20 protein-coding genes and 2 pseudogenes are annotated in these 26,055 nt (G+C 68.6%); 14 read left to right on the top strand and 8 right to left on the bottom strand.

Annotated features, from left to right (window positions below):
- Nucleotides 1–28: 28 nt before the first annotated feature.
- The 4 genes from LRS03_RS24555 to hemC are packed head-to-tail and all read right to left on the bottom strand — an operon-like array spanning nucleotide 29 to nucleotide 4,081.
- Nucleotides 29–1,273, bottom strand: a complete 1,245-nt coding sequence (locus LRS03_RS24555; protein WP_257828851.1) for a heme biosynthesis HemY N-terminal domain-containing protein — start codon at nucleotides 1,271–1,273, stop codon at nucleotides 29–31.
- An 8-nt stretch (nucleotides 1,274–1,281) separates the two neighbouring features.
- A complete protein-coding gene (locus LRS03_RS24550; RefSeq protein ID WP_257828850.1) occupies nucleotides 1,282–2,385 on the bottom strand; it encodes a uroporphyrinogen-III C-methyltransferase in 1,104 nt (367 codons plus the stop codon).
- The gene (locus LRS03_RS24545; RefSeq protein WP_257828849.1) at nucleotides 2,382–3,134 is read right to left on the bottom strand and encodes a uroporphyrinogen-III synthase; all 753 of its coding nucleotides are present in this window, start codon (nucleotides 3,132–3,134) and stop codon (nucleotides 2,382–2,384) included. The genes LRS03_RS24550 and LRS03_RS24545 overlap by 4 nt, the downstream gene beginning before the upstream one ends.
- A 5-nt stretch (nucleotides 3,135–3,139) precedes the next feature.
- Nucleotides 3,140–4,081, bottom strand: coding sequence for a hydroxymethylbilane synthase (gene hemC / locus LRS03_RS24540; RefSeq protein ID WP_257828848.1), 942 nt, complete (start codon nucleotides 4,079–4,081; stop codon nucleotides 3,140–3,142).
- A gap of 119 nt (nucleotides 4,082–4,200) precedes the next feature.
- Here hemC and ppc point away from each other — a divergent pair.
- The 4 genes and pseudogenes from ppc (at nucleotide 4,201) to LRS03_RS24520 (ending at nucleotide 9,785) form a co-directional block, all read left to right on the top strand.
- Nucleotides 4,201–6,973: pseudogene (gene ppc / locus LRS03_RS24535) on the top strand (phosphoenolpyruvate carboxylase).
- Between the two features lie 246 nt (nucleotides 6,974–7,219).
- Nucleotides 7,220–8,122, top strand: coding sequence for a hypothetical protein (locus LRS03_RS24530; protein ID WP_257828847.1), 903 nt, complete (start codon nucleotides 7,220–7,222; stop codon nucleotides 8,120–8,122).
- A 219-nt stretch (nucleotides 8,123–8,341) separates the two neighbouring features.
- Nucleotides 8,342–8,971 carry a PDZ domain-containing protein gene (locus LRS03_RS24525; RefSeq protein ID WP_257828846.1) on the top strand — a complete coding sequence of 210 codons (630 nt, stop codon included), beginning with the start codon at nucleotides 8,342–8,344 and terminating at the stop codon, nucleotides 8,969–8,971.
- A complete protein-coding gene (locus tag LRS03_RS24520) occupies nucleotides 8,952–9,785 on the top strand; it encodes a helix-turn-helix domain-containing protein (protein ID WP_257828845.1) in 834 nt (277 codons plus the stop codon). The genes LRS03_RS24525 and LRS03_RS24520 overlap by 20 nt, the downstream gene beginning before the upstream one ends.
- Here LRS03_RS24520 and xdhC read toward each other — a convergent pair.
- The 3 genes from xdhC to xdhA are packed head-to-tail and all read right to left on the bottom strand — an operon-like array spanning nucleotide 9,782 to nucleotide 14,512.
- Entirely contained in the window at nucleotides 9,782–10,594 is an 813-nt protein-coding gene (xdhC, locus tag LRS03_RS24515) for a xanthine dehydrogenase accessory protein XdhC (RefSeq protein WP_257828843.1), read from the bottom strand. The genes LRS03_RS24520 and xdhC overlap by 4 nt on opposite strands.
- 1 nt (nucleotide 10,595) lies before the next feature.
- Nucleotides 10,596–12,992, bottom strand: a complete 2,397-nt coding sequence (xdhB, locus tag LRS03_RS24510; RefSeq protein WP_257828842.1) for a xanthine dehydrogenase molybdopterin binding subunit — start codon at nucleotides 12,990–12,992, stop codon at nucleotides 10,596–10,598.
- A complete protein-coding gene (gene xdhA / locus LRS03_RS24505; protein WP_257828840.1) occupies nucleotides 12,992–14,512 on the bottom strand; it encodes a xanthine dehydrogenase small subunit in 1,521 nt (506 codons plus the stop codon). The genes xdhB and xdhA overlap by 1 nt, the downstream gene beginning before the upstream one ends.
- A 105-nt stretch (nucleotides 14,513–14,617) precedes the next feature.
- Here xdhA and guaD point away from each other — a divergent pair, with 105 nt between their 5' ends.
- Together guaD and LRS03_RS24495 are read left to right on the top strand one after the other, a co-directional pair.
- Entirely contained in the window at nucleotides 14,618–15,931 is a 1,314-nt protein-coding gene (gene guaD / locus LRS03_RS24500) for a guanine deaminase (RefSeq protein WP_257828838.1), read from the top strand.
- A gap of 73 nt (nucleotides 15,932–16,004) precedes the next feature.
- On the top strand, nucleotides 16,005–17,012 hold the full coding sequence (locus LRS03_RS24495; RefSeq protein WP_257828836.1) for an ABC transporter substrate-binding protein: 1,008 nt from the start codon (nucleotides 16,005–16,007) through the stop codon (nucleotides 17,010–17,012).
- A gap of 9 nt (nucleotides 17,013–17,021) precedes the next feature.
- On the opposite strand, the gene LRS03_RS24490 is transcribed toward LRS03_RS24495, so the two are convergent.
- The gene (locus tag LRS03_RS24490) at nucleotides 17,022–17,564 is read right to left on the bottom strand and encodes a hypothetical protein (protein ID WP_257828835.1); all 543 of its coding nucleotides are present in this window, start codon (nucleotides 17,562–17,564) and stop codon (nucleotides 17,022–17,024) included.
- A 67-nt stretch (nucleotides 17,565–17,631) separates the two neighbouring features.
- On the opposite strand from LRS03_RS24490, the gene LRS03_RS24485 reads away from it, so the two are divergent.
- The 8 genes and pseudogenes from LRS03_RS24485 to LRS03_RS24450 all read left to right on the top strand — a co-directional run bounded on the left by LRS03_RS24485 (nucleotide 17,632) and on the right by LRS03_RS24450 (nucleotide 25,866).
- Complete coding sequence (locus LRS03_RS24485) at nucleotides 17,632–18,477, top strand: alpha/beta hydrolase (protein WP_257828833.1); 846 nt, start codon at nucleotides 17,632–17,634, stop codon at nucleotides 18,475–18,477.
- A 3-nt stretch (nucleotides 18,478–18,480) separates the two neighbouring features.
- Nucleotides 18,481–19,299: an ABC transporter ATP-binding protein gene (locus LRS03_RS24480; RefSeq protein ID WP_257828832.1), complete on the top strand. Its 819-nt coding sequence runs from the start codon at nucleotides 18,481–18,483 to the stop codon at nucleotides 19,297–19,299.
- Nucleotides 19,296–20,063: an ABC transporter permease gene (locus LRS03_RS24475; RefSeq protein ID WP_257828830.1), complete on the top strand. Its 768-nt coding sequence runs from the start codon at nucleotides 19,296–19,298 to the stop codon at nucleotides 20,061–20,063. The genes LRS03_RS24480 and LRS03_RS24475 overlap by 4 nt, the downstream gene beginning before the upstream one ends.
- Before the next feature lie 51 nt (nucleotides 20,064–20,114).
- Nucleotides 20,115–20,843 (top strand): hypothetical protein, encoded by a 729-nt coding sequence (locus tag LRS03_RS24470; RefSeq protein WP_257828829.1) that lies wholly within the window; start codon nucleotides 20,115–20,117, stop codon nucleotides 20,841–20,843.
- A pseudogene (locus LRS03_RS24465) lies at nucleotides 20,840–21,677 on the top strand (urease accessory protein UreD). Before LRS03_RS24470 ends, LRS03_RS24465 begins: the two are co-directional and overlap by 4 nt.
- A gap of 13 nt (nucleotides 21,678–21,690) precedes the next feature.
- A complete protein-coding gene (locus LRS03_RS24460; protein ID WP_257828828.1) occupies nucleotides 21,691–22,806 on the top strand; it encodes a DUF6607 family protein in 1,116 nt (371 codons plus the stop codon).
- Nucleotides 22,807–22,912: 106 nt separating this feature from the next.
- Complete coding sequence (locus LRS03_RS24455; protein ID WP_257828827.1) at nucleotides 22,913–24,619, top strand: GspE/PulE family protein; 1,707 nt, start codon at nucleotides 22,913–22,915, stop codon at nucleotides 24,617–24,619.
- Nucleotides 24,620–24,642: 23 nt separating this feature from the next.
- Nucleotides 24,643–25,866 (top strand): type II secretion system F family protein, encoded by a 1,224-nt coding sequence (locus tag LRS03_RS24450; RefSeq protein WP_257828825.1) that lies wholly within the window; start codon nucleotides 24,643–24,645, stop codon nucleotides 25,864–25,866.
- Nucleotides 25,867–26,055 lie beyond the last annotated feature (189 nt).

The raw sequence follows: 26,055 nt of genomic DNA, 5'->3' as shown, positions 1-26,055 counted from the left end.
CGAACTATAACACCAACTCCGGGCCCGTCTACAAACCTGCCGCTTCGCGATAGCAGGAGGCGGCGCGCTCGAGGTCCGATTGCTGTTCGGCCAGCTTGGCCAGCATCAGCCAGGCGCGCCGACGCGGGGCCTTGCCGAGACCTGGCGCGGCAGCGGCTTGCTCCAGCAGCAAGCGCGCCTTGCCCCACAGCTCACGTTCGGCGAGCGCGCATCCCACCGCATACGCGACCGCCGCTTCACGCGGATGGGCCTGAGCGGCCGCTTCGAGCCGGGCGAGCCAGTCAGGTGCCAGACCATCCATGCAGGCCACCAGACCCTCTGCGAGAGCGACACGCTCGTCCTCGGTGAAATCGGCCAGGCGATCCCAGAAGGGGCGCAGCCAGGCGCGGCCCTCGGCCTGTGCGTTGAATGCCGCCATGCATTCCGCTGCCCGCGCGACGACGAGCGGGTCGCGCCGGTCGGCCGCATCGAGCGCAAACCAGGTGCGGCGCACCTGGTCGGCATCACGCGCGCCGTCAAGCGATTCGAATGCGAGCGAGCGCAGCAGGCCTTGGGCGGCCACCTTGGAGAAGGCCTGGTGCTTGGCGAGCAGACGCGCCGTCTTGAGCGCCTCGTGCGGCTGCTGCGCGAGACGGCAGGCCTGCAGCTTCAGGCGCAAGGCATGCGTGCGGCGCGCCACGCCGGGCGGCAGCACCGCCAGGAGGCTGAGTGCGCGGGCCGCATCACGATCGTCGAGCGCCCATTCGGCCGCCAGGAGACGCGCGCCTTCTTCGGCAGAACGGGCGGCGCTGCTGCGGCTGCTGAGTTCGAGCGCCTTTTCCAGCTCTTCGTCACGCCGCACGCGGTCCTGCAGCTTGTGGGCACTGCCAGCGGCGAGCAGGTGGCCGAGCACGGTGAACTCGTTGTCTTGCACGAGATCAGGGGTTTCGGCCTGGATCAGCAGCGCGCGCTGCGCCGCCTTTTGCGCGCGGCTGTAGCGGCCGCCGAAAAACTGAGCCAATGCATCGCGCAGTGCCGCCTGCGCCGTGCGGTCGCGACGTGCCACGCGCCACTCGTGCGCCTTGCGCGGCAACCCGACGAGCGCGTTCACCGCCTGGAAGACCGTCACGAGCGCGAGGCAGGTGGCCAGCATGGCGAGGATGAAGAGGTTCATCGACACATCCATGCGCCAGCCGCCCCAGTAGAGCGACACCAGCCCATCGTTGGCGCCGAAGGTGGTGGCCGCCACGACGGCGACCACAAAGAGCAGGATGAACCAGACGACCGCGCGCATGAGGACGGTCAGCGTCCTGCGGTGGCGGCCGCCAGAGCCGCGAGCGTGTCGTCGGGCCGCGGCAGGCCGACCTGGCGCGCCCCGGCGGCGACCTGCTTGAGCAGGTCGCCGGCCACACCGGTGCGGCGTGAGCTGCGGTCGAAGTAGCGCTCAAGCGCCTGCTGGGCACTCTGCACGTCGGTCTGCACGGTGTCGAACTGGCGGCTGAGCACGGCCAAGCGCGCATTGAGCAGGCGCAGCTTGAGGTTTTCGCGCAGGAAGAAGGCCTGCTCCGGCGCCACAAGCATGGCCTCCGGATGGTCGATGCGGGTCACGCGCACCAGGGTGCGGGTCTCGCCCCACAGCTGCTGCACCAGGCCGTTCCAGCGTTCGGAGACGGCGCCGGTCCAACCGGAGGATGCCGCCGGGGCGGAGGCCCCGCGCGCCGCAGGTTTGGCGGCGCCATCAGCCGGCTTGACCTCCTTGCGCTGCTCGGCCTGCGACAGCAGCGGCAGCTCGTCGACAAGCCGGATCGCTTCATCGAGCTTGATCGACAGCGCCGCGATGTCGGGCACACCGACCGCCTTCACCCGGTCGATGTCGCGGGCGATCGCGCGCCGCACACCGTCGAGACGCGGTTGGGCATAGCGCGCGAGGCGGTCGTCGGCCTGCTTCAGCGCCGCCACCAGCGGCTCGGCGCTGCCCGTGATCGTGGCCTGCTGCTGCGCGACGCGCAGGCCGGCGTCGATGTCGACCAGCACGTTTTCATCGCGCGAGCGCGACAGCGACTGGATCAGGTCTTCGAGTTGCGTGCGTTGGATCGCCACTTCGGCAAGACGCGCTTCGAGCAGCGTCACCTTGGCCGCGCTCTCACGTGCGGTTTCGTCGGCACGCTTGGCGAGCAGTCGTGCTTCGCCCGACTGGGTCTGGCTGTCCTGCTGTCGACGCACCAGCTCCTGCTCGAGCTTGCGCACCCGCTGCTGGGCCGACCACGCGAGACCCAGGCTCACTGCGACGACAAGAATCAGCAGGACCACCAGCGCGACGAGCCAGCGGCTGCGGCGTGGCACGGCCGCGGGCACGAGAGGCTCGTTGGCCGCGGGCGGCAGGGGGGCTTGTGTGACGTCGTTCACGGTGCGATCGATTGTATGCAGGCCACCACCGCCTCAGCGCTGGGACGGGCTTCGAGCACACGCCCGAAGCCAAGGCTGCGCGCGGTCTGCGCGATGCGCGGGTGGGTGCCGATGGCCACGGCACTCGCCCACCCGGCCCCCGGAGCGAGGGTTTGAAGATTGGTGACGGCTTCCGAGCTGCTGAAGAGCCACACATGCTTCGCGGGCGCAGCCAGCGCATCGGCCAGCAGCGCCTGCTCATCGGTCGACAGCGCGGGCACCGCCCGCCCATAGGCCGCGACGAAGTGCAGCACCGCTCCCCGCTCACGCAGACGGTCGGCCAGCCAATCGCGGCCGCTCGCGCCGCGCACCACCAGCACGTGTCGGCCCTGCCAATCACGCTCTGCCAGCTGCGCCCACAAAGCTTCGGAATCGAACTGCGGCGAGTCGGCGGCAGGCTCCACCACCGTCGACACCCCCAGCGCCCGCAACACCCGTGTCGTGCCGGGGCCGGGCGACGCGGCCACCAACGCGTCCGGCCACGCCGCGCCCGCCGGCTTGCCATCAAAGAAGCAGGTCGCCGCATTCGGGCTCACGAACACCACCAGCGCCATGTCGCCCAAGCTGCGCCAGGCCTGCGCAAGCCCCGGCGCGTCGGCGGTGGGCGCAATGTTGATCAGCGGCAAGGCCTCGGCCTGCAGGCCCGCCTCGCGAAGCAGCCGCACCCACTCGCCGGCTTGGGCCGCGGGTCGGGTGACGAGCACACGCATGCGGGTCAGGGCGCCGCGAGGTAGCCGTCGGCGCCGAGGGCGCGCAGGCGCGCCGCCGCTTCTTCGCCGAGGGCGCTGGCCGCGTTGTCGTCGACGACCGACGCCTGCACCGCCACCCGCAGCAGCGGGCGTGCGGTGTCCAGCCCGTCGCCGAGCGCGGCGCTCAGGTGCAGCGAGTCGCCCTGCCATACCGCATGCGCGGCGAGCGGCATGCTGCAGCTGCCCCCGAGCGCACGCGAGACCGCACGCTCGGCATGCACCGAGAGCCAGGTCGGCCGGTGGATCAGCTCGGCGAGCTGCGCCCGCAGCGGGCCGGCATCGGCCAGCACCTCGATGCCAAGCGCGCCCTGCCCGGCTGCCGGCAGCATCTCGCTCGTGTCGAACACGGCCCGGATGCGGCCCGCGAGCCCCAGGCGTTTGAGGCCGGCCGCCGCCAGCACGATTGCGTCGTACTGGCCTTCGTCGAGCTTGCGCAGACGGGTGTCGAGGTTGCCGCGCAGGGGTTCGATCTGCAGGTCGGGCCGCAGCGAACGCAGCAGCACCACGCGGCGCAGGCTGGAAGTGCCCACCTTCGCGCCCTGCGGCAGCTCGGCGAGCGAGGCGAAGTTGTTCGACACCAGCGCATCGCGCGGGTCTTCGCGCTCCAGCACCGCGGCGAGCGCAAAACCGTCGGGCAGCTCCATCGGCACGTCTTTGAGCGAGTGCACCGCCAGGTGCGCGCGGCCTTCTTCGAGCGCTGTCTCCAGTTCCTTCACGAAGAGGCCCTTGCCGCCCACCTTGGAGAGCGTGCGGTCGAGGATCTGGTCGCCCCGCGTCGTCATGCCCAGCAGTCCCACGTCAAGGCCGAAGCGTTGCTTCAGCAGGGACTGCACATGCTCGGCCTGCCACAGGGCAAGCCGGCTTTCACGGGTGGCGATCAGGAGCGGAGCGGGGGCGGCGTGCGACATCGGGCGATGCTAGCAGGGGGCCTTGCCGCGACACCCCGCGGTGCACGTTGGTAACCCGCAGGTAACCCGCCAGCCTTTACATTGCGCGCACCCCCTCCACTCCTCCAGACGACGCTCCCATGCCCCGCGCCCGGCCCGACGACGACAAGAACCTGCCCCTGGTCACCGACATTCGCCTGCTTGGGCGCATCCTCGGCGACGTGATCCGCGAGCAGGAGGGCAAACCGGCCTTCGAGCTGATCGAGCATGTGCGCCGCCTGTCGGTGGCCTATCGCCTGAAGCACGATGCCCAGGCGGGCAAGGCCCTCGACCGCCTGCTCAAGAACCTGTCGGCCGACCAGACGGTGAGCGTGATCCGCGCGTTCAGCTACTTCAGCCACCTCGCCAACATCGCCGAGGACCGCCACCACGTGCGCCGCCGCGAAGTCCACGAGCGCCAGGGCGACCTGCAGGAAGGCTCGCTCGCGATGAGCCTGAACCGCCTGGCCGACGCCGACATCCGCGCCACCGAGATCGTCAAGACGCTCGACCACGCCTACATCTCGCCGGTGCTCACCGCGCACCCGACCGAAGTGCAGCGCAAGAGCATCCTCGATGCCGAGCGCGCGATCGCCGAACTTGTGAGCCAGCGCGACAAGCTCGGCACCACGCGCGAGCTCGACCAGAACGAAGCGCTGCTGCGCGCCCGCGTCACCCAGCTGTGGCAGACGCGCATGCTGCGCTACACCAAGCTGACCGTGGCCGACGAGATCGAGAACGCGATCAGCTACTACCAGAGCACCTTCCTGCGCCAGATTCCGCGGCTCTACCGCGAGCTGGAAGAGGCCCTGCCCGGCCACGCCATCGCGCCCTTCTTCCGCATGGGCAACTGGATCGGCGGCGACCGCGACGGCAACCCCAACGTGACCGCCGAGACGCTGCAGATGGCACTGCGCCGCCAGAGCGAGACCGCGCTGCGCTACTACCTCACCGAGGTGCACGAACTGGGCGCGGAGCTGTCGATCTCGGCGATGCTGTCGCCGGTCACGCCCGAGATGCAGGCGCTCGCCGCCGCCTCGCCCGACCAGGGTGCGCACCGCGAAGACGAACCCTATCGCCGTGCCTTGATCGGCATGTACGCACGGCTGGCCGCCACGCTGCACGAGCTGACCGGCACCGAGGCGCTGCGCCATGCCGTGGCGCCGCAATCGCCGTACGCGCAAAGCAGCGAGTTCCTGCGCGACCTGCAGGTGATCGAAGCCTCGCTCAAGTCGCACCATGCCCAGGCGCTGATCGCGCCGCGCCTGAAGCCGCTGATGCGCGCGGTGCAGGTGTTCGGCTTCCACCTCGCCACCGTCGACCTGCGCCAGAGCCCGACAAGCACGAGGCGGTGGTCGCCGAGCTGCTGCGTGTGGCCCGCGTCGAGGCCGACTATTCATCGCTCGACGAACCCGCGCGCCGCGAGCTGCTGGTGCGCCTGCTCAACGATGCACGGCCCTTGCGCGTGCACGGTGCCGAGTATTCGGAGCACACACAAGGCGAAGTGGCGATCTTCGAGACCGCGCTCAAGATGCACCGCGCCTACGGCCGCGAGGCGCTGCGTCACTACATCATTTCGCACACCGAAGACGTGAGCGACCTGCTGGAGGTGCTGCTGCTGCAGAAGGAAGCGGGTCTCCTGCGCGGCACGCTCGATGACAGCGCGAGCTGCGACCTCATCGTCTCGCCACTCTTCGAGACCATCGGCGACCTGCGCCGCGCCGGCCCGATCATGCGCGAGTACTACGCACTGCCGGGCATTGCGCAGATGATGGTGCGCTCGGGCCGTGAGCAAGACGTGATGCTCGGCTACAGCGACAGCAACAAGGACGGCGGCTTCTTCACCAGCAACTGGGGCTCTACCGCGCCGAAACCGCGCTGGTGAAGCTCTTCGATGAGCTCAAGCAGGCGCACGGCATCGTGCTGCGCCTCTTCCACGGCCGTGGCGGCACGGTCGGCCGGGGCGGTGGCCCGAGCTTCCAGGCCATCCTCGCGCAGCCTCCCGGCACGGTGAACGGCCAGATCCGCCTCACCGAGCAGGGCGAGGTCATCAACTCCAAGTACGCCAACCCCGAGATCGGCCTGCGCAACCTCGAAACGCTGGTCGCCGCAACCCTCGAAGCGACGCTGCTGCACCCGACGAAGAGCGCGCCCAAGGCCTTCCTCGACGCCGCCGATGCGATCAGCACGGCGAGCATGGCGGCCTACCGCAAGCTCGTCTACGAGACCCCGGGCTTCACCGACTATTTCTTCGCCGCCACGCCCATCCGCGAGATCGCCGAGCTCAACATCGGCTCGCGCCCGGCCTCGCGCAAGGCCACACGCGCCATCGAAGACCTGCGCGCCATTCCCTGGAGCTTCAGCTGGGGCCAGTGCCGCGTGGCACTGCCGGGCTGGTGCGGTTTCGGCTCGGCGATCAACGCGTTCCTGGGCTCGAGCGCGAAGGAGCGCAAGGAACGCCTCGCGCTGCTGCAGCGCATGCACAAGCAGTGGCCGTTCTTCCGCACTCTGCTGTCGAACCTCGACATGGTGCTCGCGAAGACAGACCTCGGCATCGCCGCGCGTTACGTGGAGCTGGTGGAAGACAAGCGCCTGGGCAAGAAGATCTTTGCCGCGATCGAAGCGGAGTGGCGCGCCACGTCGGACGCACTGAGCCTCATCACCGGTGAAAAGAAGCGCCTGGCCACCAACCCGTCGCTCGCGCGCTCGATCGAGCACCGCTTCCCCTACCTCGACCCGCTCAACCACCTGCAGGTGGAGCTGATGCGCCGCTACCGTGCGCAGCGCGACGACGACCCCGCCATCGAGCGCGTGAAGCGCGGCATCCACATCTCGATCAACGGGGTCGCCGCGGGCCTTCGCAACACCGGGTAAACACCCGTCCGAGGCAATTCTGGACGGTCGCGTACAAATTCACACATTTGGCGCGACCTCCTGAAAAAACCCCGAGCTTTCTTAGAGGGAACTTAGCAATTCCATACAAGTGGAGGCCTCAGAATCCATTGAATGATGCACGCACGTCCACTTTCAAGAGACGCGACGGCGGTCATAGCGCTCCGGCAGTTCGGGAGCTTCAAGCCGATCGGATAGACGCTTGCATCACACCCATTGGAGACAACCATGAGACTTTCCACCCGCCAGATCCTGCGCGCCGGTTTCGCGCTGCTCGTCACCACCCTCACCTCCGCCGCTTTCGCGCAAACGAGCTTCAGCGCCACCTACAAGGGCGGCAGCACCTCGTCGTGCGGCAGCACCTACAGCATCGCGGGCAAGGAGCCCACCGCCTCGGGCAAGTACCCGGTGTACATCCACATCGGCGGCACGGGTGAGACCTACAACGGCGCCTGGGCCATGGCGGCCGTGAACGCGATGGCCGCCAAGGGCTTCGTCGCCGCCACCGTGCAGTACGACAACGGCAGCTTCGGCACCTGCACCACCATCAGCACACGCGCCAAATGCATCTTCAACGGCGCCAACGCCAACAGCGCCATCGCCAAGCTCTGCTCGCGCGCCAAGGCCGACTGCTCCAAGGGCGTGGTCACCGGCGGCCTGAGCCAGGGTTCGATCATCTCGGTGCTCTCGCGCAACTTCGACAGCCGCATCCGCGCCTCGATGGGCCAGGGCACCGGCTCCACCTACACCGTCGCCTACAACCTCGAATCGTGCATGGCCGACGGCCGTCACACGCAGCCGGGCGACCGCATCCGCATCATCAACGGCGAACGCGACATGTTCGTCGGCGGCACCGAGTCGATCGCCCGCTCGCAAGCGGAGCTTGTGACCGGCCTCAAGTGCAGCGGCCTGAGCCCGACCGAGTGCTTCCGCGCCAACGGCTCTGGCTGGGCGGTGGTGAAGGACTATCAGGTCAACGACCTGTACGCCGACCACTGCTTCATGGGCCTGGGCACCTACGGCGCGCAGTGCACTGGCGTTCTGGCGGTCGACACCAACTACCAGTACGGCTCGGGTGCCTGGGCGCTGCCGGCCACCACCAACTGGCTCAAGAGCTTCGTCACCCCATGACGTGACGGCCCGAGCGGCGGCGATGTCATGACCGCTGCCGCTTGGTCACCGCCTCGCGCGCCTTCACAGGCCCGCGGGGCTTTGTGCTTCCTCCCAGCGTGACGCGGCTGCTGACGCGACATTTGTGCGGATCGCCAGCGTGGATTCCTCACGCTAGGGTTGACCGCGTTGGCGCGCCAAGGCGAACGCGGCATTCTTGGTTCGACTCGAGGCTGTTGTATGAGCGGATTCATCCACATCACCCAGAAGACGCCTGCATGGCAGAACGTGCTGCGCCTGGGCGGCGGCTTGGCCGTCGTGCTTGGCGGTTTCGCCTGGTACGTGCTCAGCGACGAAGGGCTGCCTATGGGCCCCGCCGCCACACCGCACGCGCCATTCGTCAAGGCCACGCCGCTGCCGGCGCCCACGCCCACAAGCACCGCGCAGGCCCACGACGACGAGGCCGAGGCGCGTCTCGCCGAGGCCGCCGCCAAGCTCGGCACCGACACCACCGACGAGCCCGACTTCGCCACCCGCAACGCCGGCATCGACGTGCGCCGCCTCACGCTGCTGCGCCACCAGACCGCACGCAGCTTCCTGAGCGAGGTGCTGCTCACGCCAGCCTCGCCCTCGGGCTTCGTGGTGGCAGAGGTGCTGCCGGAAAGCCGCTACGAGCGCATGGGCCTCAGACCGGGCGACGTGGTCTACACGCTCGACACACCCGGCACGCCCCACATCGACGAGAACTCCATGGTCGCGCTGATGCAGCAGACCGAGCTGTCGCTCGAGGTCTACCGCCAGGGCATGCTCACCCGCCTGCACACCAACCTGGCCAAGCTGGAGGACGGCGATGTCGGCTCCAAACACTGACACCACGCCAGCGGCGGCCCCGGCGCGCCAGTCGCAGGTCTACGTCTACGCCGATGGCTTCATGGTGTCGTGCGACGGCATGGTCGCGCCCCGCACCGAGCGCTACACCGGCACGATGCTGTTCGCCATGCGCGACGAAGGCATCGAGGTCGAGGTGGCCGGCCGCCAGCAGCGCGCGCAGATCCTGCTGCTCAAGCCCTTCGTGCCCAAGTCGCTCAACGCGCTGGCGCAACCCTTCATCAGCATCGGCTTGAACCCGACCCACCCCAAGTACCGCGCCTACACACGGCTCGAAGACCCGGGCTTCGTCAACCTGCCACGCAGCCTCTTCCCGTCGCTCACCGACCGGCTGCAGGCCTTGTGGGCCGGTTACCTCGACCTGACCCACGCGCGCCGGGTGTACGACCACGCCATCGACGAGATCACGCAGATGCTGCCGCCGCTGCGCCCGATGGACCCGCGCATCGAGCGGGTGACCGCCTCGCTGGCCGAGAACCACCGCCAGCCGCTCGAAGCGCTCGCCGACAAGGCCTGCCTCTCGTACTACCGCATGTCGCACCTCTTCTCCAACGAGATGGGGCTGTCGCTGCGCCAGTACGTGCTGTCGTTGAAGATCCACGCGGCCGCGCGCTGCATCGGCCGGGGCATGAGCCTGACGGCCACTGCACACGAAGCCGGCTTCACCGATTCGGCCCATCTGTCGCGCGTCTGGACAAAAGCCTTCGGCGGCCCGCCGACCCGCTTTCTCAACCGCAAGGCCTTCTCGATCCAGCCGACGAACGGCGCGTCACCGGCGCTGGAAGAAGCCGCCTAACGGCTGCTGCTCGACTGGCGCAGCAACTGCGCCACCACGGCCACCGCGATCACCTCCGGCTCCTTGCCGGCGATGCCCGGCAGGCCGATGGGGCACACCATGCGGTCGATCGCGGCATGCGGCACGCCGCGTTCTTCGAGCCGGTGCACGAAACGCTGCTTCTTGGTCTTCGAGCCGATGAGGCCGAAGAACGCAAAGTCGTTGCGGCGCAGGATGGCTTCGGTGATGCGCAGGTCCAGGTCGTGCTGGTGGGTCAGCACGAGGAAGCAGGCACCGGCCGGTGCGTGTCGCACTTCGGCCTCCACCGCATCGACGGCCACCGGGCGGATGTGCGCCGGCCAGGGGCCGTCGTGCAGCGCGGCGGGGAAGGCGTCGTCCCGCTCGTCGATCCAGTCCACCTGCACCGGCAGCGTGGCGAGCAGCCGGGCGATGGCACGGCCCACGTGGCCGGCGCCATACAACTGCAGATGAAAGCGCGGCAGCTCGCGTGGCCACGCCGCCAGGTGGGCCGCCTGCAGCCGCTCGAAGGCCAGGGTGACCGCGCCTCCGCAGCACTGGCCCAGCGCGGGGCCAAGGGGGTAGTGGATCGATTGCGGCGGCGCGTCGGCCGCCAGCATCTCGCGTGCGCGGGCGATGGCCTGCCATTCGAGATGCCCACCGCCGATGGTGCCGCTCACCTCGTCACGGGCCACCAGCATGCGCGTGCCTGACTCGCGCGGCACCGAGCCGCGGGCCTCGCTCACCTGCACCAGCACGGCGGCCCGGCCGGCGCCGAGCCAGGCCAGAGCGGTGTCGCGCAGCGCGTCCATCTCAGCCGGCCCGCACCGCCTCGATCGCCCGCAGGATGGCCTCGCTCGTCGCCGGCGCCGTCAACGGCGGGTCGACCCGGTGCCCGCCCACGGACGAGACCGCATCACGGATCGCGAAGAACACCGAGAACGGCAGCAGCAGCGGCGGCTCGCCCACCGCCTTGCTGCGGTGGATGGTGTCGGCCGGGTTCGCGCCTTCGAAGAGCTTGATCTTGAGCACCGGCGGGCAGTCGTTCGCGGTGGGGATCTTGTAGGTGCTGGGCGCATGCGTGGCCAGCAGCCCGGCTTTCGGTGAGCCATCGGCGGGGTGCCACACCAGCTCTTCGGTGGTGAGCCAGCCCATGCCCTGGATGAACGCGCCTTCGACCTGGCCGATGTCGACCGCCGGGTTCAGCGAGCGGCCCACGTCGTGCAGCAGGTCGGCGCGCAGCAGCTTCCACTCGCCGGTGAGCGTGTCCACCAGCACCTCGCTCACGGCGGCGCCGTAGGCGAAATAGAAGAAGGGCTTGCCCTGCATGGTCTCGCGGTTCCAGTGCAGGCCCGGCGTGGCGTAGTGGCCGTCGGACCACAGCTGCACCCGCGCGAGGTAGGCCTGCGTCACGAGTTCGCAGAACGGCACTTCGTGTGGGGGCTTCGCACCCTTCCTGCCGATGAAGACGGTGTCGTTAGCGAAGCGAACATCACTCACCTTCACCCCCGCCTGCTCGGCCGCAAACGCCGCCAGCCGCTCGCGGATCTGGCGCGCCGCGTCCTGCGCGGCCTTGCCGTTGAGGTCGCTGCCGGTCGAGGCCGCCGTGGCCGAGGTGTTGACGACCTTCTGCGTGTCGGTCGCCGTCACCCGCACGCGCTCGAACGCCACGCCCAGCTCGTGTGCCACCACCTGCGCCACCTTGGTGTTGAGGCCCTGGCCCATCTCGGTGCCGCCGTGGTTCACGAGGATGGAGCCGTCGTTGTAGACGTGCACCAGCGCCCCCGCCTGGTTGAAATGCGCCACGTTGAACGAGATGCCGAACTTCACCGGCGTGAACGCGATGCCGCGCTTGAGCAGCGGGCTTGTCGCGTTGAACTCGGCCACCGCCAGGCGGCGCGCACGGTAGTCGCTCGTCACTTCGAGCTGCGCCGTCAGCGCCTGCAGGATGTTGTCTTCGACCTTCTGGCCGTAGGGGGTCGTCACCCGCTCGTCACCGTCGCCCGGACCGTAGTAGTTGAGCATGCGCACGTCGAGCGGGTCCTTGCCGAGGGTGCGCGCGATGGTGTCGAGGATGTTCTCGATCGCGATCGCGCCCTGCGGCCCACCGAAGCCACGGAAGGCGGTGTTCGACTGCGTGTGGGTCTTGGCCGAGTAGCCGTGCATCGCCACGTCGGGCAGCCAGTAGGCGTTGTCGAAGTGGCAGAGCGCCCGCGTCATCACCGGGCCCGACAGGTCGGCCGAATGGCCGGCGCGCGAGACCATCGTGATCTCGGCCCCCAGCACGCGGCCCTCGTCGTCGTAGCCCACCTCGTACTCGTACCAGAAGCAGTGGCGCCGGCCGGTGATGAGGAAGTCGTCGTCGCGGTCGGGTCGCAGCTTCACCGGCCGCTTGAGCCGGCGCGCCGCCACCGCGGCCACGCAGGCAAAAAGCGCCGACTGCGATTCCTTGCCGCCGAAGCCGCCGCCCATGCGCCGGCATTCCACCTGCACGTGGTGCGCCTGCAGCTTGAGCACATGCGCCACCACGTGCTGCATCTCGCTCGGGTGCTGGGTGGAGCAGTGCACCAGCATGCCGTCGTCTTCCTTCGGGATGGCGTAGCTGATCTGGCCTTCGAGGTAGAACTGCTCCTGCCCACCGACGTCGAACGTGCCGTGCAAGCGATGCGGTGCCGCCGCGATGGCGGCCTGCGCATCACCACGCACCAGGTGCATCGGCGGCAGCACGTACTGACCGAGCGCGTGGGCCTCCCGGTGCGAGACCACCGGCGGCAGCGCCTCCACCGTCAGCACGCTCGTCGCCTGGCCGGCCGCGCGCCGCGCCGCATCGCGGCTGGTCGCGATCACCGCGAAGACGGGCTGGCCGAGGTAACGCAATTCACCGTCGGCGAGGATGGGGTCGTCGTGCACGATCGGGCCGCAGTCGTTGCCGCCGGGCATGTCGGCCGCGGTCAGCACGTCCACCACGCCGGGCATCGCGCGCAGCGCTTGCAGGTCGAGGCCGGTCAGCTTGCCGTGGGCGACGGGCGACAGCCCGAGCGCGGCGTGCAGCGTGCCGGCCAGCTCGGGCAGGTCGTCGATATAAGCGGCCTCGCCCGCCACATGCAGATGGGCCGACTCGTGCGGACGGCTGATGCCCACGCGGTGGCCTTCGCGCAAGGCCTCGGCCTCCGAGGGCGGCTGCAGGAAGCTGTCGAGCGGCTTGTTCATCAGAGCGCCTCCACACGCGCCCAGACACTGGTCGCGGCAGGCGGCAGCGGGTCGTGCGTCCGGGTTTCGAGCCAGAAGCGCTGCAACAGGTTCTGTGCCACCTGCAGGCGGTAGGCGGCACTCGCGCGCAAGTCGGTGAGCGGGGTGAACTCCTGCACCAGGGCGGCCTGCGCACGCTGCAGGCTCACCTGCGTCCACGGCTGGCCGACGAGCGCGGCTTCCGCCCCGCTCGCCCGCTTGACGGTGGCCGCCATGCCACCGAGCGCGATGCGAACCGACTGCACCGTGTCGCCGTTCAGTTCGATCGCAAGGCCCGCGCAGATCGCCGAGATGTCGCTGTCGTAGCGCTTGCTGATCTTGTAGGCGCGCACCTGGCGCTGCAGCGCCGGCAGCGGCACCGCGATCGCCTGCACCAGCTCGCCAGCATGCAGCTGGTTCTTCATGTAGCCGAGGTAGAACTCGGCCAGTTCCACACGCCGCACCCGCGCACCCTTGCGCAGCACGAGCTGCGCGTCCAGCGCCATCAGCACCGGCGCGGCATCGCCGATGGGCGAGCCGTTGGCCACGTTGCCGCCCATCGTGCCGGCATGGCGGATCGGCGGCGACGCGAACCGCAGCCACACCTCGGTGAGCGACGGCACGCGCTCGGCGAGCGCCTGCCACGCAGCTTCGAGCGACACGCCGGCACCGATCACGAGTTCGCCGTTCTCTTCGTCGATGCGCTGCAGCTCCTTCACCTCGCCGAGGTAGAGGATGTCGCCCAGCGGTCGGAACTGCTTGTTGACCCAGAGGCCGATGTCGGTGGCCCCCGCCAGCAGCGTGGCGTCGGGGTGGTATTCGCGCAGGCCGGCCAGTGCGTCGAGCGTGCGTGGCGCGCGGAAATGGTCGACGCGCTCGCCACCCCCCAGCTGGCGGTTGAAGGCGGTGTAGTGCAGGCCGCCGCTTTCCTGGTGGAGGCGTTGCAGGCCTTGCAGGGCCTTCACGACCGGCGCGGTGTCGAGCGTGCGCCGCGGCAACTCGAACATGCGCTGCCCCGCATCGAGGATGGGGCGGTAGCCGGTGCAGCGGCAGAGGTTGCCCGCCAGTTCGTCGGCGAGCTGCTGGCGCGTGGGCCGCGTTGCCGCGGCTTGATGCTGTTCGTAGCAGGACCACAGGCTCATCACGAAGCCAGGCGTGCAGAAGCCGCACTGCGAGCCGTGGCACTCGACCATCGCCTGCTGTGTGGGGTGCAGGCCCTCGGGGCCTTTCAGATCCTCCACCGTGAAGAGGGCCTTGCCGTCGAGCGTGGGCAGGAACTGCAGACAGGCATTCACCGTCTTCAGCGAAAGCCCGTCGCCCGCATCGTTCAACTCACCCACCGCCACTGTGCAGGCCCCGCAATCGCCTTCGTTGCAGCCTTCCTTGGTGCCGGTGCAGTGCGCGTCTTCGCGCAGCCATTCCAGCACCGAGCGCGTGGGGTGCGGGCCGTTGACTTCGACGACGGCGCCGCGGTGATAAAAACGGATCGGTTGCGGGTTCATGAGAACAGCTTATTCCAGAGCAGGCAGTTTTTCAGCGCTGAACATGCTTAGCATCCTCCATGCCGCCAGACCGTCCGCCGGTACGCGCCTTGCAGCGGCAGCGCCATGACCACCTCTTCTGCCACCCCCGGCCTTGCCTTGCGCCTCGCACTGCGCGGTGACCTGCTCGACTTCACCGGCGCGCCCGAATGGGGTGCCACCGCATCGCCCGTGGTGCGCTTCCGGCCCGACCACTGGCTGATGATCGAAGGTGGCCGCATCGTCGGCGCCCAGGCCGAAGCGCCCGACGCCAGCTGGCCGCGCCACGACCACAGCGGCCAGCTCATCCTGCCGGGTTTCATCGACACCCACGTGCACAGCCCGCAGCTCGACGTCATTGCCAGCTACGGCACCGAGCTGCTGGACTGGCTCAACACCTACACCTTCCCCGCCGAGCAGCGCTATGCCGACGTGGCCGAAGCCGAGGCCGGCGCGGCGCGTTTCCTCGATGCGCTGTTCGCGCACGGCACCACGAGTGCGGTGGTCTTCCCGACCGTGCACAAGGCCAGCACCGAGGCGCTTTTCGCCGCCGCCCAGGCCCGCGGCATGCGCCTCATCACCGGAAAGGTGCTGATGGACCGCCACGCCCCCGACGGCCTGCGCGACACCGTGGCGCAGGCCGAACTGGACTGCACCGACCTCATCGGCCGCTGGCACGGCAACGGGCGGCTGGCCTTCGCCGTCACCGTGCGCTTCGCGCCCACGAGTTCACCCGAGCAGCTCGCGATGGCCGGTGCACTGTGCCAGGCGCACCCCGGCCTATACATGCAAACCCACGTGGCCGAGAACCGCGATGAGGTGCGCTGGGTGAAAGAGCTCTTCCCCGAGGCGCGCAGCTACCTCGACGTCTATGCCCGCGCCGGCCTGCTGGGCACGCGCAGCGTGCTCGCGCACGGCATCTGGCTCGACGACGACGACCGCGCCGCCCTGCGCGAAAGCGGCGCCCAGATCGCCCACAGCCCGAGTTCCAACCTCTTCCTCGGCAGCGGCCTCTTCGACTGGCGCGCCGCCGAAGCCGCCGGTGCGGCGGTCAGCGTGGCCACCGACGTGGGCGGCGGCACCAGCCTGTGCCAGCTGCGCAGCCTGCAAGACGCCTACAAGATCCAGGCCCTGCGCGGCGAGCGCCTCACCGCGTGGAAGGCGCTGCACGCCGCCACGCGCGGCGCGGCCGAGGCCTTGTCGCTGGGCGACGAGATCGGCTCGCTGGAGCCCGGCCGCATGGCCGACGTCTGCGTGTGGGACTGGGCCGCCGGCCCGGTCGCGCAGCGCCGCCTCTCGCTGGCGCGCGATCTGCATGAAAAAGTGTTCGCCTGGATGACATTGGGCGACGAGCGCAACCTCGCCGCCACCTATGTGGCCGGGCTGCGAGCGCCGGTCTGAGGTGTGCATGCTTCTTGCACTTCTTCCCCATCTTTGATGCCACCCCCCATGAAACTCACCACGACCCTCGCCCTTGCCACCACCCTGTGGACGACTTCCCCTGCTGGCCCACGCCCAGGAGACCCCGCTCAAGTTCCAGCTCGACTGGCGATTCGAAGGCCCGGCCGCGCTCTTCCTCGTGCCCGCCGCCAAAGGCCACTTCAAGGCCGAGAAGCTCAACGTGACCATCGACGCCGGCAACGGCTCGGGCGGCACCGTCACCCGTGTGGCCTCGGGCACCTACGACATGGGCTTTGCCGACCTGGCCGCGCTGATGGAATTCCACGCCAACAACCCGACCGCGCCCAACAAGCCGGTCGCGGTGATGATGGTCTACAACAACACGCCGGCCGCGGTGCTCGCGCTCAAGAAGAGCGGCATCAAGACCCCGGCCGACCTGAACGGCAAGAAACTCGGCGCGCCCGTTTTCGACGCCGGTCGCAAGGCCTGGCCGATCTTCGCCAAGGCCAACAACATCAACAACGTCGCCTGGACGGCGATGGACCCGCCCCTGCGGGAGACCATGCTCGTGCGCGGCGACATCGACGCCATCACCGGCTTCTCGTTCACCTCGCTGCTCAACCTTGAAGCGCGCGGCGTGAAGACCGATGACGTGGTGATCCTCCCCTACCCGCAGTACGGCGTGAAGCTCTACGGCAACGCGATCATTGCCGGCGAGGAATTCCTCAAGAAGAACCCCGAGGCGGTGAAGGCCTTCCTGCGGGCCTTCACCAAGGGCATGAAAGACGTGATCGCCGACCCGAAAGCCGGCATCGCGACCGTCAAGACACGCGACGGGATCATCAACGAAGAGCTCGAACTGCGGCGCCTGAAGCTCGCGCTCGACGCCTCGGTGCTGACCGCCGATGCCAAGGCCGACACCTTCGGTGCCACCAACCCGGGGCGCCTGTCGCTGATGGCGAGCCAGGTGTCGGACGCGTTTGCCACCAAGGAGCGGGTGAACGCGGCAGCGGTGTGGAACGGCAGCCACCTGCCGGCGGCCGCCGAGCGCGACATCTTCAAGGCCGCGCCGAAGAAGTGACGCTGCCCTTCAGGGCAGGTCGATCGAGAACTGGAACATCAAGGCCGAGTTGCCGAGCACGTTCGCCTGCAGCGAATAGCGCGGCGTGAACTGCCATCCCAGGGCCAGCACCACGCCGGGCGAGAAGCCGCGGTGGTTGAACGGCACCTTGTCCTGGTACTCGCCCTTGTAGCCATACATGATGCCGGCCGTCCACTGGGCGAAGAACTGCGGGTAGGGGCTGAAGTCGTACAGCCGCTGCCCGCCGTAGACCATCGCGCTCGGCTGGCCGAACGAGTTGCTGAAGTAGCAGGCCCCCCACAGCATGCCGTCGAGCCGCTCGCGCTCGAAGCCGAGCATCCACACCGGCCGGTGGTTGGGGTCGTGTGAATAATGGATCGTGTAGGGCGAAGCCATCAGGCGCCAGGTGCCCCCGCTGCCGGACGGGCTGGCCGCAGGTGCCCGGGCGTTCACTGCCGGGGCGGGCTTCTCGGGTTCGATGGTGGTCTGGGAAAGGGCGGGCAGCGCTGTGCAGGCCGCGGCCATCGCCAGCGCGGAAACAAGGACTTTCATGGGTTCAATTGTCGCCATGTTTTTGAGCACTCACCCCGGTCGGCGCCGGCGGTGGGTAACGCCGTGTGTGACGCTTTGCCTGTCGCTGCTGGCCAGCGGCTGCGCCTGGTGGGACGCCAAGGAGCGCGAACTGGTCTACCGACCCGCGCCTGGCCGTCCGGCCGACTTCGCGGGGCTCAAGGCCGGCGACCAGATGTACACGCTCAAGGTGCGCGGCGAGAAGAAGCCGGGCGATGGCGACAAGCCCGAGACCCTCGCCTTCTGGTGGATGCCGCACCCCGACCCGCAAGCACCCACCCTGCTTTACCTGCACGGAACCTTCCGCAGCCTCTACAAGAACCACCCGAAGATGGAGGCGCTGCGTGACGCCGGTGTGTCGGTGCTCGCGGTCGACTACCGCGGCTGGGGCGACAGCGAGCCCATCATCCCTTCGGAAGAGTCGATCCTGGCCGATGCCGACGTGGCCTGGGCCGAACTCGTCCAGCGCCAGCCCGACCCGAAAAAGCGCGTCATCTTCGGCCACTCGATGGGGGGCGGCGTGGCCATCGACCTCGCCACACGCAAGCGCTACCGCAGCGACTACGGCGCGCTGATCGTCGAGTCGACCTTCACCAGCCTGCCCGACGTGGCGGCCTCGGTCGGCGCCTACGGCGTGGTCGCCTCGTGGATCACCCGCCAGCGCTTCTACTCCGACCAGAAGATCGCCCGCGTCGACGCCCCCATCCTCATGATGCACGGCGACCGCGACAGGACGGTGCCCATCGAGCTGGGCCGGAAATTGCGTGATGCCGCGAGGCCCGGCAGCGTGCGCTGGGTCGAGATCTCGGGCGGCTCGCACAGCTACCTGCACCGCGAGGCGCCCGGAATCTACCGAGAGGCGGTCAAGTCCGCCCTGTCCTACCTGCCCAAATAGCCCATGCCCAGCTTCGTCGACTTCCGCAACGTCTGGCTCGCCTACAACGACGAGCTGCTCGCCAAAAAACAATACGCCGTCGAAGACATCTCGCTGCAGGTCAACGAGGGTGAGTTCATCGCCATCGTCGGCCCTTCGGGATGCGGCAAGTCGACCTTCATGAAACTCGCCACCGGGCTCAAGATGCCCTCGCAGGGGAGCATCCTGATCGACGGGCGCGAGGTCACCGGCCCGCTCAAGATCACCGGGATGGCCTTCCAGGCACCATCGCTGCTCCCGTGGCGCACCACCTTGGACAACGTGCTGCTGCCGCTGGAGATCGTCGAGCCCTACCGCTCGAACTTCCGCGCAAAGCGCAGCGAATACGCGGAGAAGGCCAGGAAGCTGCTGGCCAGCGTGGGCCTTGGGGGCTACGAAGACAAGTTCCCGTGGCAGCTCTCGGGCGGCATGCAGCAGCGCGCCTCGATCTGCCGCGCGCTGATCCACGAGCCCAAGATGCTGCTGCTCGACGAGCCTTTCGGCGCGCTCGATGCGTTCACCCGCGAAGAGCTGTGGTGCATCCTGCGCGACCTGCAGGCGACGCAGAAATTCAACGTCATCCTCGTCACGCACGACCTGCGCGAGGCGGTGTTCCTCGCCGACACGGTGTACGTGATGAGCCGCAGCCCGGGGCGCATGCTGGTGCGCAAGACCATCGAGCTGCCACGCCCGCGCGAGCTGGAGCTGACCTACACCAAGGAGTTCACCGACCTCGTGCTGGAGCTGCGCGAGCACATCGGCGCCATCCGCAAACCTGTTGGGCAGGTGGAGGTGCCGCAATGAACAAGAAGCAGAAAGAGGCTTTGGCGCCGTGGGCGCTGCTCGTCGGCGTGCTCGTGCTGTGGGAGCTGCTGTGCCGCGGCTTCAACGTCTCGGAATTCATTTTCCCCTCGCCCTCGCGCATCGCCACACAGCTGGTCGAATTCCGCGGCGTGATCGCCGGCCATGCGTGGCGCACCTTCTGGGTCACCATGGCGGGCTTCGGCCTGTCGATCGTCGTCGGCACCCTGCTCGGCTTCCTCATCGGCAGCTCGCGCATGGCCTATGCGGCGATGTACCCGCTGATGACGGCCTTCAACGCGCTGCCCAAGGCCGCCTTCGTGCCCATCCTCGTGGTGTGGTTCGGCATCGGCGTCGGGCCGGCGGTGCTGACCGCCTTCCTGATTTCCTTCTTCCCCATCACCGTCAACATCGCCACTGGCCTCGCCACGCTGGAGCCCGAAGCCGAAGACGTGCTGCGCGTGCTCGGCGCCAAACGCTGGGACGTGCTCATCAAGGTCGGCCTGCCGCGCTCGCTGCCCTACTTCTACGGCTCGCTGAAGGTGGCGATCACGCTCGCCTTCGTCGGCACCACCGTCTCGGAGATGACCGCCGCCAACGAAGGCATCGGCTACCTGCTCATCTCGGCCGGTTCGTCGATGCAGATGGGCCTGGCCTTCGCCGGGCTGGTGGTGATCGGCGTGATGGCGATGGCGATGTACGAGCTCTTCGCGGTGGTCGAGAAGCGCACCACGGCCTGGGCGCACCGGAGCGCCGGCAACAGCTGATGGGGCACCGTGCGGTAAAAAGCGGGGTCTTCGACTCCGCCGCCTGACTCCATGCGCCTCCTGTTTCTGTGGGTCTTTCTTCTGGTGGCACTGCCGACCTTCGCTGCCACCGAAGGCAAGGACACCCTCAGCTTCTCCGACACCCGCCGCGCCTACACGAGGCTGCCCGGCCTCTTCGACATCCAGTACGAAACCGGCATGGCCAGCGCCGACCCTAAGCTCACCGACGCGGCCACACGCAAGCTCACGGCCACGCTGCAAGACATCATCGTCCTGCTGCCGCCGCACACGCGCGACGAATTCTGCGCCACCACCTACTTCCTGATGTGGGGTGCCAAGTCACCGCACGGTGGCCTGAAGAGCGGCATGCGCTACGTGACCCGCGGCTCGCGCAACCCGCTGCACGACCCCCGCTGGCAGGGCGCGATCATCATCTACAGCGCCGAGAACTTCCTCTTCCTCGACGACCTGTGGTCGAAGAAGGCGCTGACCCACGAGATGGCCCACGCCTGGCACCTTCTGCACCGCAAGCCCAAGGACCCCGACATCCACGCGCCATGGGAAGGGGCACTCGCACGAGGCCTCTACCGCAACGTTCAGGACTACAAGGGCCAGACCATCGCCGAGGCCTACGCCCGACACAACCAGCTCGAATACTTCGCCGAACTGTCGGCCGCCTATTTCGTGGGGATCAACTACATGCCGTTCGACCGCAAGGGCCTGAAGGCCTACGACCCGGCCGGCTACCAGATGGTGCAGACGGTGTGGGGCCTGCGATGAGCAGGGGCTGGAATGGACACCTGAAGCTCGACTACCGCCGCACGGGCGAGCGCACCACCGTTCACGACACCCACAACGGCCCCCTGCGCGTCCTGCAAAGCCTCTACCCCGAAGGCGATGCGGTCTGCCACAACGTGCTGGTGCACCCGCCGGGCGGGGTGGTCGGGGGCGACGTGCTGGCGATCGACGTCGGGCTGCAGACCGGCAGCCATGCGCTCGTCACCACGCCAGGCGCCACCCGCTTCTACCGCAGCCTGGGCGAACCGGGCTTGCAGACGCTCACCGCACGGGTGGCCGAGGGTGCGCGCTTCGAGTGGCTGCCGCTCGAAACCATCCTCTACCCCGACACGCTGGCCGAGAACCGCATGCGCTTCGAGTTTCGCACCTGGTGCCGAGATGATGGGCTGGGACGTGCTCGCCCTCGGCCTGCCCGCGAGCGGCCAACCCTACGACCGTGGCCGCTACACGCAGAGCATCGAGCTGCCCGGCGTGTGGCTGGAGCGCGGCAGGATCGACGGGCACGACACCCGTCTGCTGCAGTCGCCGCTCGGCTGGGCCGGGCACAGCGTGCTCGCGACGATGTGGTTCGCCGGCGGCTCGGCGCTGCCGGCCGCCCGGCGCGAAGCGCTGCTCGACACAGCCCGCGAGGCCTGTGCGGCCGACCCGCTGCGCGCGACTGCCGGCTGCACCTCGCCGCATGCCGAGGTGGTGGTGCTGCGCGCCCTCGCACACCGGGTGGAACCGGCCATGCACCTGCTGGTCGAAGTGTGGCGCCGCTGGCGCAAGACCGCCTGGGCGCTGGCCGGCACGCCGCCGCGCGTCTGGCGCACCTGACGACACACCTCCCATGACCAAGACCCTGATCTGCCTCGCCTGGCTGTGGTGCGCCACCGCAGCGACAGCCGCCGAAACGGCGCCCACACCGCCCCGCTACACCTTCTCGTACCCCCTCGACGGCAGCACGCTCAAGCCACGCGGCGGCACCACGCGCGGCGTGCCGGTCACCGTCGACACCCAGCCCTCGCCCGCATGGCAGGCGCTGCAGTCCCCCGGCCTCACGCCACAGGAACGCGACCGCCGCGCCATCCTCGCGATGGCGGGTAGGTACCGCGTCAGCTTCGACTTCCTCGAAATCGCGAGCTACACCGCGGCCGACGATCCGCAGAAGCTCGGTCCCTACCAGTCGTGGGGCACCGAAAAGGTCTACGTCGACCGCGACGAGCCCGGCTTCGTGAGCCTGGTGCACATCCTCGACATGCGCTTCGTCGACAAGGACGGCAAGCCGAGCGCGCCGATGGTCACCAAGCACTGGCGGCAGGACTGGCGCTACGAGCCCGAGGCCCTGGTCGAGTACCGGGGCCGCGACCGCTGGCAGCGCCGCGCCGTGCCGCAAGCCGAGCGCCGCGGCGCCTGGTCGCAGACGGTCTACCAGGTGGACGAATCGCCGCGCTACGCGAGCCTCGGCCGATGGCAGCACAACGCGAGCTTCTCCACCTGGATCAGCGGCGAGACCTGGCGCCCGCTGCCGCGCCGCGAGTGGAGCGTGCGCAAGGACTACGACACCCTCATCGGCAGCAACCGCCACACCGTCCACCCCACCGGCTGGACGCAGGAGGAGTACAACCTCAAGGCCCGGCTCGACGCCGAGCGCCGGCCGGACGCCGGGTTTCCCTACCTCGGTCGCGAAGTCGGCATGGCGCGCTACGAGCGCCTGAAAGACGGTGACTTCACCGGCGCCGACCGTTACTACGCCGCCACCCGCAGCTTCTGGCACGAGGTGCTGGCGGCCTGGCAGGGCGCGTTCGTGAAGCACGGCACGGTCACGCTCAAGGGCCCGGTCGACAAGCTCGGCCTCTTCGTGCCGCTCTTCGAGCGGGCCGGCGAGATCGAGGACGGCCAGGCGAAAGGCGAGCATGCACCGGTGATCCGCAAGGCGCTCGCCGACATGGGCGTGCCGCCCTGACCCATGCACCGAACTGGCCTCGGAAAGCCGCTCACTTCCCGCAATTCCCCGGCAGGCCCCCTTTCGACAATGGCCCCACACATGGCCTTCGTCGTCAGGACCGCGCATGCCGCCACCCCAGAAAATCCGCCTGGGTGACCTGCTGGTTCAGCAGAACCTCATCACCCAGGAGCAGCTCACCGCCACGCTCGAGCAGCAGCGCTCCAGCGGCCGCAAGCTCGGCCGCATCCTGGTCGACAGCGGGCTCGTCACCGAAGAGCAGATCTCGGGTGCGCTCGCCGGCCAGCTCAAGATCCCCTACATCAACCTCAAGCAGACCAACCCGGCGCCCGCGCTGGTGAACCTCTTGACCGAGGCGCAGGCGCGCCGCTTCCGCGCGCTGGTGCTGGAAGACAACGCGGGCGTGCTGCGGGTGGGCATGGCCGACCCGAGCGACCTCTTCGCCTACGACGAGCTCACCCGCATCCTCAAGCGCGAGATCGACCTCGCCGCCGTCACCGAGACGCAGCTGCTCGCCACCATCGACCGCGTCTACCGCCGCACCGGCGAGATCACCGCGCTGTCGCAGGAGCTGACCGCCGAACTCGCGCAGACCGAGGCCGACTTCGGCAACCTGCTCGGCACCGAAGCCGCGGTGAAAGACGCGCCGGTCGTCAAGCTGCTGCAGACCTTGTTCGAAGACGCCGCCCAGGTGCGTGCGTCCGACATCCACATCGAACCGCAGCAGCACAAGCTGCATGTGCGCTTCCGCATCGACGGCGTGCTGCACCTGCAGACCGAGGCCGACCTGAAGATCGCCCCGGCGCTCGTGCTGCGGCTGAAGCTGATGTCGGGCCTGGACATCTCGGAGAAGCGGCTGCCGCAAGACGGCCGCTTCCACGTCGACATCCGCGGCAACCCGCTCGACGTGCGCATCTCGACGATGCCCACGCAGTACGGCGAGTCGGTCGTGATGCGTCTGCTCAACCAGAGCGGCGGCCTGCTGCAGCTCGACCGCCTCGGCATGGGCGAAGCCATGCTCGCCAAGGTGCGCGCGGCGCTCAACCGCACGAGCGGCATGATCCTCGTGACCGGCCCGACCGGCAGCGGCAAGACCACCGCGCTCTACGCCTCGCTCAACGAGATCAACTCGCCCGATCGCAAGATCATCACGGTGGAAGACCCGGTCGAATACCGCCTGCCCGGCATCAACCAGGTGCAGGTGCACGACAAGATCGACCTGAGCTTCGAACGCGTGCTGCGCGCCGCGCTGCGCCAGGACCCGGACGTGATCCTCGTCGGCGAAATGCGCGACAAGACCACCGCCGAGATCGGCCTGCGTGCCGCGATGACCGGCCACATGGTGCTCTCCACCCTGCACACCAACGACGCGGCGACCACGCCGGTGCGCCTGCTCGACATGGGCGTGCCGCCCTACATGGTGGCGATGTCGCTCAACCTCGTGATCGCCCAGCGCCTGGTGCGCCTGGTGTGCGAGAACTGCGTGGCACCGCACACCCCCACGCCGCAGGAACTGGGCTGGCTCGACCACTACATCGGCCCCGAAGGCAAGGACGGCAAGTACATGCGCGGCATGGGCTGCTCGCGCTGCAACGGCACCGGCTTCATCGGCCGCACCGCGGTCTACGAGATGCTGGAGATGACGCCGGAACTCGTGCAGACCGCCAACCACGGCTCGCCGATCGAATTCGTGCGCATCGCACGGGCGCAGATCGGCACCAAGACGCTGCTGCGCAACGCTCTCGCGCTGGCGCATGCCGGCCGCTCGACGATTTCGGAAGCAATGGCGCTGGCCGCCAGCGGCGACGGCTGACCACGACCTGATGCATGTGACAAATGCCCCAGTTCACCTACACCGCACGTGACGCCGGCGGCGACCTGCTGCAGGGCGTGCTCGAGGGTGACTCCGCTGGTGCGGTGGCCGCCGAGCTGCAGCGTGCCGGCAGCACGCCGCTCGAGATCGCGCTCGCCACCGCGGTGGGGGCGTCGATGGCGTCGAAGCAGATCAGCTTCGGCAAGAAGGAAAGAGTCAAGCACGAAGACCTGCTGATGTTCAGCCGCCAGCTGCACACCTTGCTGAAGGCCGGCATCGCGCTCACGCGGGCGCTCGGCGGCTTGCAGGAGTCGGCCTCGCCGGCAATGAAGGATGTGATCCGCCAGACGCGCGAGAGCCTGGAGTCGGGCAACGAGATGTCGACCTCGCTCGCCAAGCAGACCGGCGTCTTCAGCGCCTTCTACGTTGCGATGGTGCGTGTGGGCGAGATGACGGGCCGGCTGGACGAAGTCTTTCTGCGCCTCTTCCACCACCTCGAATTCGAGAAGCTGATGCGCGACCAGGTGAAGTCGGCGCTGCGCTACCCGAGCTTCGTGGTCGCGGTGATGATCATCGCCATCGGCGTGGTCAATGTGTTCGTGATTCCGGCGTTCCAGCGGGTGTTCGACAACCTCGGCTCCGACCTGCCGTTCATGACGCAGCTGCTGGTCGGCTTCTCCAAGTTCACCCTCGTCGCCTGGCCCTACCTGCTGGTGGGCGCGGTCGGCGGCTTCTTCGCCTTCAAGCGCTGGACGGCCACCGAGGACGGCGGCTACACGTGGGACAAGCTGAAACTCAAGTTCCCCATCGCCGGCAAGATCATCCGCAAGGCGACGCTCGCGCGCTTCTCGCGCAGCTTTGCGCTGGCCCTGAAGAGCGGCGTGCCGGTGGTGCAGGCCATGATGGTGGTGGCCAACACGGTCGACAACCATTTCTACGCCCGCGCCATCGAGAAGATGCGCGAGGGCGTGGAGCGCGGCGACAGCCTGCTGCGCACCGCCGCCGCGAGCGGCATCTTCACGCCCGTCGTGCTGCAGATGATCGCCGTGGGCGAAGAGTCGGGCACGCTCGACGAGATGCTCGGCGAGGTGGCCGACTTCTACCAGCAGGAAGTGGAGTACGAGCTGAAGAGCCTGTCGGCGCAGATCGAGCCGATCCTGATCATCTTCCTCGGCGTGCTGGTCTTGATCCTCGCGCTCGGCGTGTTCCTCCCCATCTGGGACCTGGGCAAAGCCGCGATCAAGTAGGGCCCCCCAGTCGCTGCGCTCCTGCCCCCAAGGGGCGCCGCCCTGCGGCCCGGCAAAGCCGGCTCCGCGGGCGTTGCTTGATGAGCGCGGCGCTGCGCTTGCGCATGAACTCGGCGGGAATGACACCGCTTTTTGAGCTACTGCCCAGGGTGAGTCCTCCCTAGCATCACCCTGACCCTTGGACCGCCG

The organism is Rhizobacter sp. J219 (assembly GCF_024700055.1).
GTDB lineage: Bacteria > Pseudomonadota > Gammaproteobacteria > Burkholderiales > Burkholderiaceae_C > Rhizobacter.
The sequence above is the reverse complement of the archived record's forward strand: the minus strand, read 5'-3'. Positions and strand labels throughout refer to the sequence as shown.